The sequence below is a fragment of the Micromonospora arida genome (assembly GCF_003857035.1).
Classification (GTDB): Bacteria; Actinomycetota; Actinomycetes; order Mycobacteriales; family Micromonosporaceae; genus Micromonospora; species Micromonospora arida.
On record NZ_QGSY01000330.1, the window covers coordinates 15,772 to 33,510 of the forward strand.

The following is a 17,739-nucleotide window of genomic DNA, read 5'->3' on the forward strand; positions in this document are numbered from 1 at the left end:
GCCGCACACGTTGCGGAAGCCAACGCGAGGAGGGCAGGAGCTCGCCCGCAGGTTGGGTGTCAAATGAGAGCCGCCGGTCGACCGGCGGAAACAGCGGTTGTTGACCTTCACACGTGACGAGGTCGGCCGCCGCGTCTGCCCGCGCGGCGCGATGACCTGGTCGGTCAACTGGGACGTGACGAACGGCAACCGCTTCGCCAACACGGTCGGCCCGCACCTGGACGCGCCGCCCTGAGACCGGCACCGCCGGCACGGATCCCGCAACGGGATCCGTGCCGGGTGGGCCGATCAGATGAACGTGAGCGAGCTGAAGAACGCCGGGTAGCAGTCGACATAGATGTCGTAGACGCCGGGCGGCACGTGCACGGGGCCCAGGGTGGCCCCGTTGGAGCACCGGGCGCTGACCGCGGTCGTCGGCTGGCCGGTGAGGGTGCAGCCCTGGAACACGATCAGCCACGGGTCGATGTACTGCCCGGCGTACGGGCAGGAGCCCGACATCACCGAGAAACCGCCGCCCTTCGCCGGTGAGGCGGCGGTCGCCGTCGACGTCGTGACGCTCAACGTGCCGGCGGAGCTCGCCGATGCCCGCTCGGCTCCGATGGCGGCGACAGCCGCGTCGCCGCTCGGCGCGGGTGCCGCGACCGCCGCGGACGGTGCGGCCATGAACGCGGCGAGCATCGCCGTCGCGGCCAACAGCAGACTGGATGCGCGGAGAATGCCGGATCGTGCTCCGGCGGAGGGTCGACTACGCCATGTCATAACCAGAACCACCTCTCGATTGCTGTGCGATCTGCGGATGCCGGGGCGCGTACCTGGTCGCGCCCGAACCGGCCGGGCCGTCGTCTGACGTCTATGGCGAAGCGTTCCAGGGTTCCGGTGGCCGGGTCTTCGTGATATTGCGAGAACCGGGTCGCGGGCGTACCCCGGTTCTTGCGAATGTCCGCAAGGCTGTCCGGTCCGCGTCAACCGGGCGGCGTGGCCGGAACGCATCGATTACCGTTGACCGGCATGGGCGGTCTGTTCAGCCTGTGGCGGCAGCGAGTGGCCGACAACGCGCGCCGGGCGGTGGACGCCTACCAGGAGGAGCTGCTGGAATACCGCAACCTCGCGGCCATGCCGCAGGTGCGGTCGGAGATGCTCGATTTCGCGGTCTTCCTCCGTCAGCGCACGGTCGACCTCGCGGCGGACAGCGCGCCGTTCCACGTGCAGGATCTGGACCTGATGGCCGCGATGGGCCGCCAGCGCGGCGAGAAGGGACTCACCCTGACCGCGCAGCGGCAGGTGCTGCTCGTGCACACCCGGCTGACGCTGCGCGAGGTGTACGAGGCGGCCGGCCCGAACGACATCGCTGCGACGATGCACACGCTCGCCTGGCTGGCTCCCGCGGGACTGGCCGCCCAGGGCGCGTACACCCGGGGCTGGATCGAGGGGCAGCGGCGCGCGCTGGCGACCGTCGCCCAGGTGCGGCTGCTGACGGTGATGCTGCTGGCCGGCGACGACAGCGCGACCGACCTGGCGCGCGGCCTGCACATGCCGGTCCCCGATCACGTCGTCGCGACGGTGGTCCGGGTGGCTGGCGGGTCGCCCGGGCCGGACCAGGCGGCGCGGGACGAGTTCGCCGGCGCGCTGTTGAAGATGCACTGGATGCCGCTGAGCTGGCCGGAGCCGCACGAGGTGGTCGCGCTGATCCCCAGCTCGCCGGGCGGCCGGCAGCCGGCGGTCGAGCGCGGGCTCGCGCTGGCCCGCGATGTGGCCTCGATGACCGGCCGGCCGTGCGCGGCCGGCACCGCGCCTGGGCGGGTGCGCGCGTTCGGCGACGCCGTGGCGCTGGCCCGGCAGGTCAGCGAGGTCGCACCGGTGCGGGCCGTGCCGCGCCACGCGTACACGGTCACCGACGTCTTCGCCGAGCTGGGCGCCGCCCGGCTGGCGGAGGTCGGGCAGTGGCTCCAGGTGGTGGCGGCGCAACTTGACGCCGGCCCCGACCTGGTCGCCACGCTGGACGCCTACTACCAACACGACATGAACCGGCTCGACACCGCGGCCGCGCTGTGCATCCACCCGCGCACGCTCGACTACCGGCTGACCCGGGTGCGCGACCTGACCGGGCTGGAGGCGGGCTCGACCCGCGGCGTACGCGTGCTGAGCACCGCCGTCGCCCGGATCCTCGCCGGCTAGATCAGCAGCCGGGTGAGCTCCATGTTCTTCATACTGATGTAGCTCAGCTTGTTACCGAACGCATCGAAACCTGTAGCGAGCTGATCATGCCGGACGGGCATGTGGGGCTCGAGAATTGGGTTACGTCGGCTGAGCTGCAGTTCGCTCGACATCGACCTGGCCGACACGATGAAGGCCATGAGCACATCGCTGATGTACCTGCTGCTTCGCCAGGTTCTGCAGATGTTGTCCCAGCTCGCCGTCGGCGTTCTTCGTCACCCCAGCGACACTGCTTCGGTGGCATCGGGAGCTGGTCGCGCGACGATGGACCAACCCGCATGCCCGGCCGGGCCGGCCGCCGGTCGACAACCGGGTCCGTGGGCTGGTGCTGCGCCTGGCGGCGGAGAACCCGACCTGGGGCACCAGCGCATCCAAGGTGAGCTGGCCGGCCTGGGCTACCAGGTGGCGGCCAGCACCGTGTGGAAGTTCCTCCACCAGGCCGGCATCGACCCCGCGCCGCGGCGGTCCGGGCCCACCTGGCGACAGTTCCTGACCGCCCAGGCCCACACGATGCTGGCATGTAACTTCTTCACGGTCGACACCGTGCTGTTCAAGCGGGTCTACGTGCTGTTCTTCGTCGAGATCGCCACCCGCCAGGTCCACGTCGTCGGGGTGACCGCCCATCCGAACGGCGCCTGGGTAGCGCAGCAGGCGCGCAACCTGCTGTCGGACCTCGACCAGCGGGTGGCCGAACTGCGGTTCCTGCTCCGCGACCGGGACACGAAATTTACGGCGGCCTTCGACGCGGTGTTCACCGCCGCGGGCATCGACGTGATCATGACTTCGCCGCAGGCACCGCGGGCGAACGCGTTCGCCGAGCGCTGGGTGGGCACCGTACGCCGGGAGTGCACCGACCGGATGTTCATCGTCGGCGAGCGTCATCTGGCGGCGGTCCTCAGCGAATACGTGGCCCACTACAACGGCCACCGCCCGCATCGTTCATTGGACCAGCAGCCACCGAGTCGGCCGCCGGAGGTCGTAGACCTGACCACCGCCCGGGTCCAGCGACGCCCAATCAGTCTCGGGACGTGGGTGACACGTCCGGCTAGTGATGGACACAAGTGCTGTGTCAATGGCTGGTCCGCAACATCTCTACACTGCCCGCGTGACACTGCAGCCGTACGACCGTGGAGTGCTCGCTGTGCAGCGCGGGGCCTTCGGGGAGGCGCGTGAGCAGTTGGAGCTGGCCGGGCCCGATGACCGGGCGCTGCTGCTGCTGGGCCAGCTGGCCAGCAGCGGTCAGGGCGAGCCGACAGATCCGGTGAGGGCCCGCGGGTTGTACGAGCGCGCGGCCGAGTTGGGAAACGCCGAGGCGGCGCACAACCTCGGGGTGCTTCACGCCATCGGCCGGGGGGTCGCACAGGATCAGCCGGCGGCGCTGCGGTGGTATCAGCGCTCGGTCGAACTGGGCGGTGTGCCTGCGCTTCGGATGGTCGGGCTGATGTACGGCACCGGTCAGGGCGTGCCCATGGACCAGGACAAGGCGGAGCGACACTGGCGAATGGCTGCCGCCGCCGGGGAGACGCAGGCGCTGCACGACCTGGGCGCCCTCTTCGCATACCACAAGGTGGACCTGCCGGAGGCTGCGTTCTGGTACCTGGAGGCCGCCAAGGCGGGCATCGAGATGACCGAGCGGGAACTGACTCTGCTCGCGCCGAAGCTGCGCATACCGGCTTCGGTGGACCGCCGGGCGCGCACGATGCTCGGCGTGATCCGCGCCTTCCATCTCGGAGATCCGGCCGGAGGGGTGAAGCTGCTGACCGCATCGGCGGATGACGGGGACCCGGTCGCCCAGCGCACGCTCGCGTACCTGGTCCAGCACGGCATTGGTACGACACAGGACGACGCTCGGGCGGCCTCCCTCTATCAATCCGCAGCGGAGGCAGGGGACGCATGTGCTGCGTTCAACCTGGGTGTGCTGTCCGGTGGGTCCGACGAGGCGGTGCGCTGGCTACGCCAAGCGGCTGAGGCCGGGATCATCGAGGCATATCCGCGGCTGGGTGACCGACTCAGTGAGCGTGACCTCGACGAGGAGGCGCTGCAGTGGTACCAGCGCGGCGCTGAGGCCGGCGACAAGGGCAGCATGTTCGCGGCGGCTTGCTGGTACCGAGACGGATTCGGCGGACCGGTCGACCTTGTGCAAGCACTTCGGTGGTACCTAGCCATGTTGAACGTCGGCAGCGGCGATGGCATCCACGAAGCACACGCGATCGTGCCACGAATGACCGCCGATGACATTCACGAGGCGGGCCGGCTTTCGGGCCGGTTGCTGGAGGCAGACCTTTTCGTACAGCGGCAGACTTCCGCGAGCGCTGCCTCCGATTGACCTGATGCTGGTGCCGGTCAGTACCCCGTGCATCCGGGAGTTCATGTCTGCGCTCAAGACCCGATGCAGTGTCACGCAGGTCTTGATACCGATGTGTCACGCAGGTTCAGAGACCGGACACCGGCTTCGAACAGAGTTTGTGAGAACTGTCTGTACGGGATCAAGGCGGCCCGCTTCGCAGGCCGCTCGCGCCGCCGACCAGGGGCTGACCCAAGCAGGTCGCCGCTCGGGACCCCGCGCCTTAGCGCAAGCGCACGGGCGCACCCCGAACGGTTGCAGCCCCGCCGACGACGCGACGCACGAAGAAGCCCCGGGCCGCCATGATGAGTGGCAGATCCAGGGCTTCGATGTTGAAGGCGACGACCAGGGCGTGCCTCCCGGCGGGGCGCTCGGGCGCTCTGGGATGGTTGGCGCCATCCAGACAACCTTCGTCCGGGCAGAGCCGAGCAGCTGGGGCATGCCCGGTCAAGGTCGTTCAGACGGTGGGGTGCTCCACCTTGACCGGGCCGCGCTGATTGAGGCGGATCGCCTACCGGAATTGCTGGAGATGGTCGGGCGGTCGGCGATGTGCGGGAACGATGGGGGTAATGTTCACCAGCTTGGCCGAATGCTCGAACGTCACGCATATAGGAAATTGCGGAGGTTTTGCGGAGGCGCGGCCTCACAGCTGAAGGTACTCCAGCGGCGCCCTTACCCTTCCCGCAGCGCCTTATGGATCCCCCGGCGGGGTCGCCGCCCAGCTGCGTCGTCCTGAGTGGCCAAGGCGGTGTATCCGCCCGACTTCCCCGTACGGCAGCGGAAGGGCTGACCAGCGCCGCCCGGGGGTGACCACGCTGTGCCCGCGGCTGGCAGTGTGGGGCACACAGGGGCCACAAGACACTGTCAAACGTCGTTAATCAGCCACCAACGATGGCAGCCCGAGACGCCCTGCGAGCAGGTGTCGCGGGCCATTCATGCTGGTGGCCGGACGGCGGCTCCATGTTCCGCTTCAACGTCTGACTACCGAATGGTCTGAGGGATCGGTGGGATCGACTTCCCGAGCCAGGAGCGCGAAGCGGCGAGAGCACTCGATGCTCTGGTCCAGATGCAGGCTGGTGACCGGCGAGTCGCCTAACGGCGGTGTGTCGATGCGGACAGCGTAGCGTGTGCGGACCAGCGTATGGTCCGGGCCCTCCTCATCGATCTCGTCGAGGACGGGCAGCTTACCAGGGGAGCCACTGCCCGACGCCGTCCATCTGTATCGCAGCTCAACCGCGCCCTGGTGAGGGCAACTCCAGGTGAGGTGACTTACCGAGGCACCGCCGGCGGCGTTGGCCCAAGCGGTCCAGCCGGTGCCGTCACCCCGAAGGCAAAGCCAACTCGACTCCATCGACCCGTAGTCATACGGGCCGCTGTCCCACAGTCCCACGAGGTTCTCGTCCCGCATGCGTAGCATGATCTCAGCAATCCACGCGCCTGATTCCTCCTCCTCCTTGGGATTGACCGACCGTCCGTCCAGGGGAGATGGGTGACTAACTGGGTGACGTTGGCGGTACCAGCGTCGTATCGACGCACCTGGTAGTGGTCCAGGCCGACCTCGGTCTTGGCGGTCTGGAAGCACTCCTCGATCGCCCACCGGGTCCCGGTGATACGGATCAGGTCTTCGTCCTGGAGGGGTCACGCTGCGCGGCACCGACCTGGGCGCCCTGGTGCCGGCCAGGCCGAAGCACCAAGGCGGGGACCCGCTGGCTGCGGGGGAACGGCGAGGACGTAGCCGATGGGCTGCTGCTGCAACCACGTCCGGAACTTGGAGTCCTGTCCGTAGGCCTCGTCCGCGGTGACCCACCGCGCTGGCAGGCCGGCGGTAATGGCACATTCGACCATCCGCAGACCCAACGCGGGCTTCGTGGCGAACCCGACGTTCACTGAGCCGTTTTCATCCTGATCTTGCAGGTGGGCGGAGGTAGACAAGGTTCGCGGATCGATCAACGTTAGGCCTTCAGGAAGACCAGAGTTAGTGGCCGGGCGTCGAGGCCCGCAGGCTGTCGGTGGCGTTGGCGGCCTGCTCGACCAGCTCGTCGATCCACGTGCTTGCGTCCGGCACTACGTGGATGCCCTCCTCGAGCACCCAGCGCAGCGCGCGCAGAGTCCACACCATCCCGCCGAGGGCGAGCTGCCACTGCAGGTCTACCGCAGGTGCACCAAGTAGTGCGCATTCGTCCGCGTATGCGGCGATGATCGCGTCTGTCGGTCCATTGGTCAGACCAGCGTCGCGCACCAGGCTGTAAAGGTCACCGAGGTGCGCTCCGATCTGTGCGGTCGACCAGTCGACCGCGTATGGCCCGGCGTCGGTCAACACGATGTTCTTCGACTCGAAGTCGCCATGGATGATCGTGTTTCGGATCATCCCGGCGAGCCGGTGCAGATTCGGTGCGAGTACCGGCTCGCATGCGTCCAGGGCGCCGGCGAGGTCCGGCCGTACGCGGGTGAGCGCGACAGCCGCCCGCGCCCGCGTATCGGCGATCTCGGCCGTCGAGAACCGGAACCGGTTGGAGGCCTGCACCCGCTCCTGTGCCGCGTGCCGGAGCTGTGCGAGTAGCCGCGCCGTCGCGAGCCAGCCACCCACGGTCGGGTGTTCCGCCAGCGACCGCCTGCCGAGGTCTTCGAACATGAGGACGACGAAGCCGTTACCCCGATGCGCCGCGATTAGCTTTGGCGCCGCGATTCGGTAGGGCATGAGCAGTTGTTCGTACACCTCAAGCGCAAGAGCCTCCTCGCCGGCACCGCGTTTGACGATTGTCGTCGAGCCGTCGGTCCAGCAAATGCGCCATGTTTCGCTGATACCCCAGTGCCGTAGCCGGTCGCCGCCGACCGCGGCCTGGCCATCGGACACCAACGAAAGCCACGGGGGCAACTTGGCCTGCATGCGCTGGGATTCCGTCGGCGGATGCATGGACCCTCCTGAGGTCGGCGACGACCCGCCAATGAGCCTGTCCAACTGATCTTGTGTGCCAGCTGGGTCGGATGGGGGTGCTGATCGATGGGGGCGAGGCTCCAGTTAGGACAGCAAGTCGATTGAGATCCGATGCCGACCGGGAGCCTCGCCATGCTGTCCTACCCTGCCACGATCCCGTTGTCCAGCCGGACCCTGAACCACCTCGCCGACCGCATCCGCAGCCACCGTCAGCAGCGTAAATCCCGATGGAGGAGGCTGAACCCGGGCCGCCAGGCCCTGCTCGCCCTGGCCCACCTGCGCAACGGCGACACCTACACCCGGCTCGCCGCCGGCTTCCAGGTTGGCGTCGCCACCGCCTGGCGCCATGTCCAGGAAGCGATCGCCCTGCTCAGCGCAGCCGCCGAGGATTTCAACACCGCGATGCGGCGCATCCGGCGGCTGGCGTACGCGATCCTAGACGGCACGCTGATTCCGATCGACCGGGTCGCCGACCAGAGGCCGTACTACTCGGGTAAGCACAAACGCTACGGCGTGAACGTCCAGGTCATCGCGGATGCGGCCGGGCGTCTCGTCTGGGCTTCGGCAGCGCTGCCCGGTGCGACGCATGACCTGACCGCCGCCCGCACCCAGGGCATCATCGACGCCTTGACCAGCGCAGACGTGATGACCTTCGCGGATAAGGGCTAGCAGGGCGCCGGTGGCAGCGTGCGTACCCCGTTCAAGCGGCGCCGCTTCCGGCCGAAGCTGTCACGCCGGCAGAAGGCGGTCAACCGGGTGCACGCGAAGATCCGCGCCCGCGGCGAGCGGGCGATCGCCACGCTCAAGACCTGGAAGATCCTGGCCAAGCTGCGCTGCTGCCCACGCCGTGCAACCGCGATCGTGCAGGCCATCCTCGTCCTGCACCAGGTCGAAGCCAACCGCTACGCAGGATGAAAAGGCTCACTGCGATGCCCGCTTCCTCGCGGCGGGCGGGGTCGTCGCACCAGCCGCAGGGCAGATGGCGCAGGCGAGGGTGAGGAATGCTTCGTGGATGTCGTCGCGGATCTCCCAGCGGATCCGGAGGCGGCGGAACCCGTGCAGCAGGGCGGTGGTTTGCTCGACGACCCAGCGTCGGGTGCCGAGTCCGGACCCGTGGTCGGTGCCGCGTCAGGCGATGACCGGGGTGATGCCCTTGGCGCGTAGCTGGCGTCGGTAGCAGTCGTAGTCGTGGCCCCGGTCGGCGTAGATCCGGTCGGGTCGTTGCCGGGGTCGGCCGCGGACGCCTTTGATCGGTGAGATCTTGTCGACCAGGGTAGGAGTTGGGTGACGTCGTGGCGGTTGCCGCCGGTCAGTGTGACGGCGAGGGGGATGCCGCCCGCATCGGTGATGAAGTGGTGTTTCGAGTCTGGCTTGCGGCGGTCGACCGGGCTCGGACTGGTTTTGGGCCGCCCTTGAGCGCCCGGATGTGGGAGCCGTTGATCACCGCCCTTGACATATCCAGCTGATCGGTGGCCGGCAGCTTAGCGAGCAGGATCTCGTGCAGTCGTTGCCACACGCCGGCGTCGTTCCAGTCCCGCAACCTGCGCCAGCAGGTCATTCCAGAGCCGAACCCCAATTCCTGGGGCAGGTACTCCCACGGAATCGCGGTGTGAAGCACGAACAGGATCCCGCACAACACTCTGCGGTCGCCGATGGGGCTTGCGGCCGGGGAACCGGCCGGCGTGGTGGTCGGGATGGCAGCAGCGGTTTGACCTCGGCGCAGCGTTCGTCCGAGACGATCCACGGCGGCTGCTCACCCTCCTCACGTTCAGACAGAACGATCCTCGTATCCCGAGGACACGCCCACCATCACTTCGTGTTGGCGTCGATGGTGTAAACCACGTCTGACCCGACGTCGTGGCGGGTGATGCCGGGTACGTCGGGGATGTTAAGCAGTGGTTCGTATGGGGTGCCTTGGACCCGGTTGCGCAGCAGGACGACGCTGCGGATGCCGAGCTGGTGCAACCGATCCAAGGCCGGCTCGCTGGGGAAGGTCGTCATAACGTCGCGGATCGCCTGACGGTTGGGTGTGGTGTAGCTGGCCGCACCGTTGACCACGGCGGGAAAACCGTCGGTCGACCAAAGTAGGACGTGGAGGTCGATGCTGTCGTCGGACGGCAATACCATGATCGGAGCGTGCGCGGATGCTAGCGCCATCGCGGCCGGTTTGGCCGGGGTTTGGGGGTGGTGCAGGTCAGGCAGGCCCTCCGCTAGCACGAGGACCAGCAACGGAACGGTCAGTAGCCGTGCCTCTCCCACCGACCATTTCGGCTTGGCGCCCCTGCGAGCCACCTCGGCTAATTGGGTAACCAGGCCGGCCGCGAGGATGGCCAGGCAGAGAGTGGGCCACAAGATCAACCGGCCTGGTGTACGGGATCCATCGAACCCGGGCACGTAAAGATAGAGCAGACGGTAGATCGGCCCGTTCGTGCCCAGCGCGAACGACACTCCGACGACCACCCCAAACAGCAGCAGAAGCCGCTGCGCCGGTGACCAGCGGGATAGGAACAGGCCGGCGAAGGCCAGTAGATACAGTGCATACCCGCATAGCAGCACCTTCTCAGTCGGTGCGCCACCAAGAGCGGTGCGGGCGTCGTTGTGTAGGGTGCCCCAGGGCAGCGAGGACTGCGGAGCCACGAGAAGTCCGCGCAGCGTCGGGGAGAAGAACGCGACGTAGTCCCAGTCCCGGGTGACATGTGGGTTGAGTTCGCGCACGTGTTGGTACGCGTACGCGAAGTATCCGGTCACCGCGGTGAAGACCAACCCGCCGATCAGATCACCGACGATCAGCCGGATGCTAAGGCGTGGGCGGTGGATCAGCCAGGCGATCAGTGTGATCAGGCAGAGGGCGGCGAGGACGTATACGAATCCCAGCCCCACGCCGAAGCCAAGGCTGACCTGCCAGGCCGCGACCAGCCAGCCAGCGAACGCCCAGCCCGGCCGGACTCGTTCGGCAAGGTAGCCGCGGGTGAACGAGAGTCCGTGGCCGCGTGCCAGCATCGCCAGGGCCAGAGTGATACCACCGGTGGAGAGAATATTCAAATGGCCGTCGTGGCCGTAGCGCCAGGGCGCGTAGGCGAGGGCGGCCCCGGCTACCGCGGCGGCGACCTTGTTCGCGCCAAGCTGGCGCAGGAGCGCGTAGCCGCCGAGGAAAGCGAGCGCGAAAGCCAGCACGAACAGGATGTTGTAGCGCAGCACGGCGCCGACTACACCGCTGCCTATCAGCCCTGCCGGGGCATAGCCGAGCAGGCTGTCGTTCAGGGCCAGGCCGTATTTGTCGGGATAAAAGGCGTTGGTATCCCACAGGCCACGCAGACCGTGGGTGAGAGCGTGGCCGCCCCATCCCACCAGCCATGCTTGGGCCGTCGGGTCACCCACGTCACCGACGATGGTGTGGGCCGGGTCGGCGATCGGCACAGTCTTGGCGCCGGCAGTCACCACGCGAACCGCGTACGGCGGGATCAGCCAGATCATCGCGACAGCGAGGAGCACCGAACCGAGGCCCGCGATGCTCAGTTCCCGCCCATGGGCCCCACGTGTCAGCCAATCCCTCGCGCCTGAACTGGCACGCGCGAGTCGGCCATTTTGTCCAAGCTCGCTGAGAGTGACGGCTGATGTGGGGTCTCCTACTGGTGGCTCTACCTGCGTCATCACATTGACCCTCACTGTTGAACCGCCGCAGTAAATCATGAGCAGGGCGGCGCATAGAGTCAAGACCTCGATCAATGCATTACAGGTAGCCGGTCTTTAGGCTGTCTATTAAGGGCGTCTTGTCACGCAGGAGTCGCGAGCGGTGCAGCAGCGCATCTTGCCGCTGTCGAAACAGGACACGCCAGGGTTGCTGCAGGCCCTCGCCCGGGTTCCGGACCCACGGGACGCCGCGGCCGGGATGCGGCGCCTGCTTACCACCGCCGGATACGCGCCGATCGCCGACACCGCCGACGGGCCGTGGGGCAAGACCACCGGCGGTCAGCGGCAGGCTGGCCTTGGCGCTCGCGCCGGGGTCCGCGCGGCAAGCCCAAGCATGGGGGCGGTGGCCCCGGAGGGCACGTTGGTCGTCCAGGAGCGGGCTCCACAGCCGTGCAGGGTCAGGTCAACCGCTCATCTGGGAGGGGAGGGGTGGCTGCCGGTGGCTGCAGGTGCAAGGCCAGCAGATCATGACGTTGATAGGAGCCTCGGGATGGGACGGTAGGCTCTGCCGTCAGTCGTTTGCATCTCGCCTGGCAGCGATCTTCAACAGACCTTTGTAGAACTCGACAAGTTTATTATCGCTTTGGTCGATCTTCCGCATGCGTTCGATGACGCCCTCAGTGAGAGCGGCGACGATACGCTCGGCTCGATCTGGTTCCCTGCGGCGCAGGTCTAGCAGACCCATCGCTCGGGCGGGCCGCAGGTGCATAAGCAGATCGTCGTCCTGGAGCATCCCGGCGGGCGCTGAATCGACAATGTCTTCAAAGACGCCGCCCTGGATGTACCACTCTCGGTCATCGTCGAAGAGCACGATCATCATTGCCGTTCCCCCGCACCCCAGGCCCCTGGCATGACTTGATCTGAGCATAGCTGTCGACGCCGGACAGCTACCGGGAGCGCTCCGCCGCCGAGGCAGTGTCCTTCAAACCCGCGCCCGCCCCGGCTGCCAACGCCGCCGTGATCACCAGTTCCGCCGACATGGTCCACTCCCGCCTATCGATGACGCCCCATTCTGACCCGGGGGCATCGACCGGTCACACGTGAGAAGTGTTCGCACGGTGGTAGTGGCGGCCGACGCGCCAAGTTTACGAAGGGCTCCTCTTCGACGATGATGTTGCGCAATCGCCTGGCCAGGGCGAGCGTTAACGTTCCAGCAGGGCAATCATCGAGCGCGTGCCGACGGTCGCGCGCGACGCGCCAGTAGGGCGATCAGCAGATCCAGGGAACGCCACGGTTCGATAGCGGTCACCTGCTCGGCCGCGTCAGGTCCAACAGGGAGCCATCGTCACCGTTTCCGCAGGAAGGCGTAGACGATCTTGTTGGAGGCGAATTCCGAGACGTTGACGAGGTCCCAGCCGAACTGGCCCAGGACCTCGGCGGCGGCAACCGCCTCGCTGACCTTGTCGCCGCTGACGCCGTGATGGGAGACCACGGCCAAGAGGCGATAGGGGTACGTCCGAAGATCGGCTTGGCCCTGCAGGATCGCCCGGGCGGTGACCATGCGGGTCCGGGCGATGTGCTCCGGGGTCTCTGCGGCGGTCATACCCGGCACCATAGTGGCTGGTCGCTCGGGCAGTCTGCCAGCTTCAGAGGTTGCCTGCGGGGCCCAGGTCGTGTCGTCGGTGAACAATCATGTCCGTAATGACCTTGCGACTGAATCCTGCACCGATCAGCCTCTTTGTTACCTGGCCGGTGCGCTCGTGGTCCTGGTCGAGTACCAAGCCGTTCAATGACAGGCCGGTCAGGTGCCTGTCGAGGTAGATCATCAACCCGCCCGACGGGTGTCCAGTCGACATCTCCACGCGGCCTCCGCTTCTGTCGAATTGAGGACGTTGTGACCGCGAGCGATCGGCGGGCGCGGTGGCTACGGCGGCGATTGGTCGGGGAGAAGCACCCGTCCTGTCTGGCCTGGTGGGCGGTGGCCAAGTCCCGCACCCGCATGGCGTGGTCGCCGCTGGGGCGGGGGGTGACCGGGTGGCCTTCGACGACGGCAGTCGTCACCGTTTTCGTGTTCGGGCATGGCGAATAGGCTGGCCGGCTGCCCGCGATCGCCCGTGCGCGAGCCAGCCCCATGTTGTGTTAAAGATTCTTGACACCATGTCGGAACTGTTTTACCTTCGACATGTCAAGTTTTTCGTACATTGGAGCGGGACATGTCCTCCGAGGAGAAGCGCACCTGGATCTTCGCCCTGATCGGCGCCGTCGTCCCGATCGCCTACCTGGCGACCGTCGTGTCCAAGGTGCCGGGTACGGACGTGGCGAGGATCGCCTACGTGGGGCCGATGCTCACCTCGATCGGCGTCGGGATCGGCGCGGGCATCGTCCTGTCCATCGTGGCCGCCATGGCCTCGCCCAAGGATGCGGACAGGACCGACGAGCGCGATCGGGAGATCAACCGGCGGGGGGAGTACGTCGGGTTCTACGTGATGAGCATCGCCGCGATCGTGCCGTTGGTCCTGGCGATGGCGAAGGTCGAGCACTTCTGGATCGCTCATGCGCTCTACCTGGCGTTCGTCCTGGCCGCGCTCGCCTCGTCGGCGGTGAAGATCGTCGCGTACCGGCGGGGCTGGTAGCCATGGGCAAGCCGACCAGGGTTACCAACTCGATCCGGGCGCTGCGCTTCGCCCACGGGGAGATGACCCAGGCGGAGTTGGCCGACCGCATCGGCGTGACCCGCCAGACCATCATCGCGATCGAACAGGGCCGCTACTCGCCGTCATTGGAGGTGGCGTTCCAGATCGCGCGGGTATTCCGGGTGCCACTCGACGAGGTTTTCGGATACCCGGACACCGAACAGTAGACCCCACAACGTGACACGGCGCGCGAGGCAACCGCCTCGCGGCCCGGTTCCACGCACCCGAAATCAAGGGGAGATCCTGCAAACCCCTCAACGCCTCGCCCGGATCGAGAAGGAGCCACGATGCACGCGCTGACACGTACCGCCCGCATGACCGGGCTGTTCTACCTCGGCAATGCCATCACCGGCGTACTCGGGTTCCTTATTGTCCGCCCGCAGATCTTCGCAGCCGACGACCCCAATGCGACGCTGGCCAACCTGGCTACGCACGAGTCGCTCGCCCGCGCTGGCGTTGCCTTGGAGCTGGGCATGGTCGTAACCCAGATCCTCGCCGCCGTCTGGTTCTATCGCCTGTTCCGCACCGTAGACTCCTCTGCCGCGAGCGGGATCGCCGCCTTCGGCCTGGTCAACACGATCGTGGGCCTCGTGAGCGCGGCACTGTTGGCCACGACGGTCGAGGTATCGGTCGACCCGGTCGGCGACGCGGCGGCCAACGTCCAGGTTCTGTACCTGGTCAGCGACAACCTGTGGGGCGTGGGAGCACTGTTCTTCGGCCTGTGGCTTATCCCCATGGGCTGGTGCGTGCTGCGATCGGGCTGGATGCCCCGCGTCCTGGGCTGGACCCTCGTCGGTGGCGGTGTCGGGTACGTGCTCAGCGCGTTCATCAGATACCTCGCCCCTGACGCACAGGTCGTCGCCGAGGCACTTGCGTACCCCGCATCCGTCGGCGAGTTCTGGATGGTCGGCTACCTGCTCATCCGCGGCGTGCGCCGGCAGGTACTGGACGAAGCGCCGCCAACCGTTCACCCGCCGACGCCGGTGGCGAGCTGAAGCGTTGCCTAATGCACGCCGGGAAGGACCTGGCAGCCTAACCAAGATCCAGAATCACTCAGATAGAAACGCACCCGCCGCGCGATGAGAACGACAAGGCCTCCTAAGAGGGCGGTACGTGCACCTGTCACTTCGTCGAGGAGTACGGGCCGCCCTCCGAACGCGACGGCTACTGACCGCCCCGCCACCCGACCGGGCCCCGAACCTCATGGTGCGGAGCCCGGCAGGTGGATGGTCGTGTTAAGCGACTGCCGCGGCGACTTTCACCGGCGGGATGCCGCAGCCTTCGGGAAGCTCGGCGAGGGGCGGCGGGGAAGGCCGGAGACGATCCACAGCCGCATGATGTCGTGGGTGACCAGCGGGCCGGCGCCCGTTCCGTCCTCTTAGAAGAGGGTTGCCTGGGTGCACGACGAGACCGCGCCAGCACCGTTGATCCTGCAGCTGTAAATCTTCACATCGCGAACGTCTTTGAAGGTCCAGCTGTGATCCACAGTGTCGTAGGCCCCGGTGGTCACCTTGATCGGGTTGGCAGTCGAGTAGACCCATGAGCTGCCGTTCCACTTGTAATAGGTCAGGTGCAGCGCCGCACCGTAACCATCCGGGCAGAGATCACGCTCCCATGCGTCGAAGCCACCTGCGAATGCCTGGTAGCCACCTTTGACGCCGCCATTCGCGTAGTAGGTGTACGTGCCCCCCGCCTTGGTCGTCATATCACAGCCGCGGCCCGAGTCAGCTGGTCCGTTGGCATAGAAGTTCAGCGTGGTGGCGGCGCTGGCCGGCGCGGAGAATGCCAAAACTGCCGTCGCCGTTGCGCAGGCCACCATGGCCGTCCTCTTGATGAATCTCATGAGTGCGTGAAACCTCCATGCTCTAGCGATCGTGGAGAGACAGGGTCAAGTCCCCGTATCGCGCTTACGTGGGTGCGCGAGTCGACCTGCCAGCCATTGTGGACGCCACGAGTCAGGATGGCGTTAGCGCAGAGCGCACGCCGCTTAGCTCTCGACGCCGACCAGGCTGTGCGGAACCATCTCCCGATACTCGCTCGGCGTCATGTCGTAGGAGAGCCGGAATGTCCGGGTGAAATCGGCCGGTCGCGGAAAGCCCCAGCGCAGCGCGATCGCGTGGATCGGACGGCCTCGCAGCCGGGGATCGGCGAGATCGCGGCGGCAACGGGCCAGTCGTTCACGACGGATCCAGGCTGAGACGGTCAAGTCCTGCTGCCGGAAGAGTTGGTGGAGATGGCGGACCGAGATCTGGTGCGCGGCGGCGATGGTCACCGGGGACAGCTCCGGATCACCGAGGTGCTGTTGGATGAAGGCGTGAATGCGCAGCATAAGAGCGTTCTGAGGGCTCTCGGGCGGCAGTTCGCATCCAGCGCCGAGTTCGCGGGCGAGTGTGATGGACAGTAGATCGAGGAAGACCGTGGCCAGCCGAGGGCAGTCCGCAGGCTCGTAGTGGTCTGCGTCCCTGACCAGTCCGAACAGGAACTGTGCGACCAAACCTCCCGTTCCGACTCTCCCGGACATGCGTGCGCCGAGCAGTTGCTCGAAGTTGCGCGTGGGCAGCAGCGCTCTGGGAAACTGTGCCACCACCGTGCGAGCCACGACCGGAGTCGCGGCGGTCACGTGCGCCTCGTATGGGTGTGACGTGTCGTAGAGCACGAGGTCGTCCGGCCCCGCGATGCTTTCCCGGCCGCCTTGGGCGATTCCTTGCTTGCCCTCCAGGATCATCCCCAAGCTGAGGTACTCGGGGTCGTTCTGCCGGATCAATCTCGGCGTGCGCCTACACCGCAACGAGGGATACGTCATCGCGACGATCTGGACCGCGCCCAGGTCGAGATGTTGCATCGTTGCCCGAAAGTCCTGGTGCGGGCTTTCGGTGGCTATGTCCGAGGCCGCGAGCGATCGCATCGCCATTTCGTGCCAGCGGTCGAATCGCTCGTCGACCGGGAAGTCCGTGCTGTCGAACAACGTCTGGATCATCGTCATCATCCTTTCGGCACAGGACAGACAGCAAGAAACCAGGGCGACTACATAGTCCGGCGTCTCTATGGGGATTAGAGCACACCGTGAGTACTGCACCGCGTGCGCTTGTGGGGTTGAGGAACATCGACGTCAAGACGTGCGGTCGACGATGATCTTCAGCGGCAGGCACCGGCCACAGGTTCGCCGGTCGCGCACCTCCGGCGGCGGTTCCCCCAGCGACGCGACCGCCATCGGTGTTCGTGGCACAGATGGTCGGCAACCGCCTGGGCCGTGTTTCAGAAGTGCTCGTGTTGGGCCTACTCGGCACGATGGGTAGCCTGCCGGGATGGCAAAGGTTGTCACCTACCTGGAGATGAATAACGCCAAGGACCTGCGACCTGGGAAGGTGGTGCCGGAACTTCTCCTACGGCGCGTTGACGGTGGCCTGCCGCTCGTGCGTGCCACCAATGCTCAGGTCGGAGCCCCCTACGGGTGGCGGAGTGCGTCTCGCACGAACGAAGAGTGGCAGGAGCTGATGCGGTGTCGTCCGTGGCGCCAGTACTGGTTCATCACCCTGAAGGACGAGACCGTGGGGGTTGCAAATTTGGAACCCCAGCCTGAAGGTGCTGTGGAGATCACCACCTTTGGGCTGTTACCCGAATATGTCGGGAGGGGTCTCGGTGGCCATGCGCTGACGCTGACCATCAGGCAAGCATGGGACAGTGAGGCCGTGGAGTCTCCGGCTGTACGCAGGGTTTGGCTGCACACATGCTCGTTGGACCATCCGAATGCACTACGCAACTATCAACGACGCGGCTTGACTGCCTATCGCACCGCGGTTGAAGCCGAGTAATAGCCAGCTCAGGCCGAATCATCGTGGAGCGCGCCGACCAGCTCGCCCGCCGGCCCGCCGAAACCGCGCCTTGCCGGATCGCCGCCCGGACTCCGCCTCGCCTCGACCGCC

At 66.7% G+C, this 17,739-nt stretch carries 18 protein-coding genes and 2 pseudogenes; 9 read left to right on the forward strand and 11 right to left on the reverse strand.

The genetic code is table 11. From position 1 onward, the window contains the following. Window positions 1–100: 100 nt before the first annotated feature. A complete protein-coding gene (locus DLJ58_RS34995; RefSeq protein ID WP_279635927.1) occupies window positions 101–235 on the forward strand; it encodes a hypothetical protein in 135 nt (44 codons plus the stop codon). A gap of 53 nt (window positions 236–288) precedes the next feature. Here the strand turns inward: DLJ58_RS34995 and DLJ58_RS32265 are convergent, their stop codons facing one another. After that, complete coding sequence (locus DLJ58_RS32265) at window positions 289–759, reverse strand: hypothetical protein (protein WP_124862497.1); 471 nt, start codon at window positions 757–759, stop codon at window positions 289–291. Window positions 760–1,008: 249 nt separating this feature from the next. On the opposite strand from DLJ58_RS32265, the gene DLJ58_RS32270 reads away from it, so the two are divergent. After that, window positions 1,009–2,175, forward strand: a complete 1,167-nt coding sequence (locus tag DLJ58_RS32270; RefSeq protein ID WP_124862499.1) for a PucR family transcriptional regulator — start codon at window positions 1,009–1,011, stop codon at window positions 2,173–2,175. On the opposite strand, the gene DLJ58_RS32275 is transcribed toward DLJ58_RS32270, so the two are convergent. Then, window positions 2,172–2,354: a hypothetical protein gene (locus DLJ58_RS32275; protein WP_124862502.1), complete on the reverse strand. Its 183-nt coding sequence runs from the start codon at window positions 2,352–2,354 to the stop codon at window positions 2,172–2,174. The genes DLJ58_RS32270 and DLJ58_RS32275 overlap by 4 nt on opposite strands. Here DLJ58_RS32275 and DLJ58_RS34795 point away from each other — a divergent pair. Both DLJ58_RS34795 and DLJ58_RS32285 read left to right on the forward strand, forming a co-directional pair. Continuing rightward, the gene (locus tag DLJ58_RS34795) at window positions 2,353–3,387 is read left to right on the forward strand and encodes an integrase core domain-containing protein (RefSeq protein WP_244219218.1); all 1,035 of its coding nucleotides are present in this window, start codon (window positions 2,353–2,355) and stop codon (window positions 3,385–3,387) included. The genes DLJ58_RS32275 and DLJ58_RS34795 overlap by 2 nt on opposite strands. Beyond that, entirely contained in the window at window positions 3,320–4,540 is a 1,221-nt protein-coding gene (locus DLJ58_RS32285) for a tetratricopeptide repeat protein (protein WP_158629654.1), read from the forward strand. Before DLJ58_RS34795 ends, DLJ58_RS32285 begins: the two co-directional genes overlap by 68 nt. 1,656 nt (window positions 4,541–6,196) lie before the next feature. Here the strand turns inward: DLJ58_RS32285 and DLJ58_RS35245 are convergent. Together DLJ58_RS35245 and DLJ58_RS32295 are read right to left on the reverse strand one after the other, a co-directional pair. Continuing rightward, entirely contained in the window at window positions 6,197–6,445 is a 249-nt protein-coding gene (locus DLJ58_RS35245; protein ID WP_425271363.1) for a transposase, read from the reverse strand. 88 nt (window positions 6,446–6,533) lie between these two features. After that, window positions 6,534–7,472, reverse strand: coding sequence for a phosphotransferase (locus tag DLJ58_RS32295; RefSeq protein WP_124862509.1), 939 nt, complete (start codon window positions 7,470–7,472; stop codon window positions 6,534–6,536). 153 nt (window positions 7,473–7,625) lie between these two features. Between DLJ58_RS32295 and DLJ58_RS32300 the strand changes: the two are divergent. After that, window positions 7,626–8,408, forward strand: a pseudogene (locus DLJ58_RS32300) (transposase family protein). 6 nt (window positions 8,409–8,414) lie between these two features. Here the strand turns inward: DLJ58_RS32300 and DLJ58_RS32305 are convergent. The 5 genes and pseudogenes from DLJ58_RS32305 to DLJ58_RS32325 form a co-directional block, all read right to left on the reverse strand. Then, a pseudogene (locus DLJ58_RS32305) lies at window positions 8,415–9,233 on the reverse strand (IS5 family transposase). Window positions 9,234–9,302: 69 nt separating this feature from the next. After that, on the reverse strand, window positions 9,303–10,967 hold the full coding sequence (locus DLJ58_RS32310; protein ID WP_244219219.1) for a hypothetical protein: 1,665 nt from the start codon (window positions 10,965–10,967) through the stop codon (window positions 9,303–9,305). Between the two features lie 727 nt (window positions 10,968–11,694). Next, window positions 11,695–12,003, reverse strand: coding sequence for a hypothetical protein (locus DLJ58_RS32315; protein ID WP_124862512.1), 309 nt, complete (start codon window positions 12,001–12,003; stop codon window positions 11,695–11,697). A 465-nt stretch (window positions 12,004–12,468) separates the two neighbouring features. Continuing rightward, the gene (locus DLJ58_RS32320) at window positions 12,469–12,726 is read right to left on the reverse strand and encodes a transcriptional regulator (RefSeq protein WP_124862515.1); all 258 of its coding nucleotides are present in this window, start codon (window positions 12,724–12,726) and stop codon (window positions 12,469–12,471) included. A 43-nt stretch (window positions 12,727–12,769) separates the two neighbouring features. Next, on the reverse strand, window positions 12,770–12,985 hold the full coding sequence (locus tag DLJ58_RS32325; protein ID WP_124862518.1) for a hypothetical protein: 216 nt from the start codon (window positions 12,983–12,985) through the stop codon (window positions 12,770–12,772). Between the two features lie 351 nt (window positions 12,986–13,336). Here DLJ58_RS32325 and DLJ58_RS32330 point away from each other — a divergent pair, with 351 nt between their 5' ends. From DLJ58_RS32330 to DLJ58_RS32340, 3 genes are all read left to right on the forward strand, one after another. After that, on the forward strand, window positions 13,337–13,756 hold the full coding sequence (locus DLJ58_RS32330) for a hypothetical protein (protein WP_124862520.1): 420 nt from the start codon (window positions 13,337–13,339) through the stop codon (window positions 13,754–13,756). A gap of 2 nt (window positions 13,757–13,758) precedes the next feature. Continuing rightward, window positions 13,759–13,983: a helix-turn-helix transcriptional regulator gene (locus DLJ58_RS32335; protein WP_124862523.1), complete on the forward strand. Its 225-nt coding sequence runs from the start codon at window positions 13,759–13,761 to the stop codon at window positions 13,981–13,983. Window positions 13,984–14,103: 120 nt separating this feature from the next. Then, window positions 14,104–14,811 (forward strand): DUF4386 domain-containing protein, encoded by a 708-nt coding sequence (locus DLJ58_RS32340; protein ID WP_124862526.1) that lies wholly within the window; start codon window positions 14,104–14,106, stop codon window positions 14,809–14,811. A gap of 383 nt (window positions 14,812–15,194) precedes the next feature. Here the strand turns inward: DLJ58_RS32340 and DLJ58_RS32345 are convergent, their stop codons facing one another. Further along, on the reverse strand, window positions 15,195–15,659 hold the full coding sequence (locus DLJ58_RS32345) for a hypothetical protein (RefSeq protein ID WP_124862529.1): 465 nt from the start codon (window positions 15,657–15,659) through the stop codon (window positions 15,195–15,197). A gap of 144 nt (window positions 15,660–15,803) precedes the next feature. Further along, window positions 15,804–16,793, reverse strand: coding sequence for an AraC-like ligand-binding domain-containing protein (locus DLJ58_RS32350; protein ID WP_158629655.1), 990 nt, complete (start codon window positions 16,791–16,793; stop codon window positions 15,804–15,806). Window positions 16,794–17,121: 328 nt separating this feature from the next. Here DLJ58_RS32350 and DLJ58_RS32355 point away from each other — a divergent pair, with 328 nt between their 5' ends. Further along, window positions 17,122–17,628, forward strand: a complete 507-nt coding sequence (locus DLJ58_RS32355; protein ID WP_124862535.1) for a GNAT family N-acetyltransferase — start codon at window positions 17,122–17,124, stop codon at window positions 17,626–17,628. Window positions 17,629–17,739 lie beyond the last annotated feature (111 nt).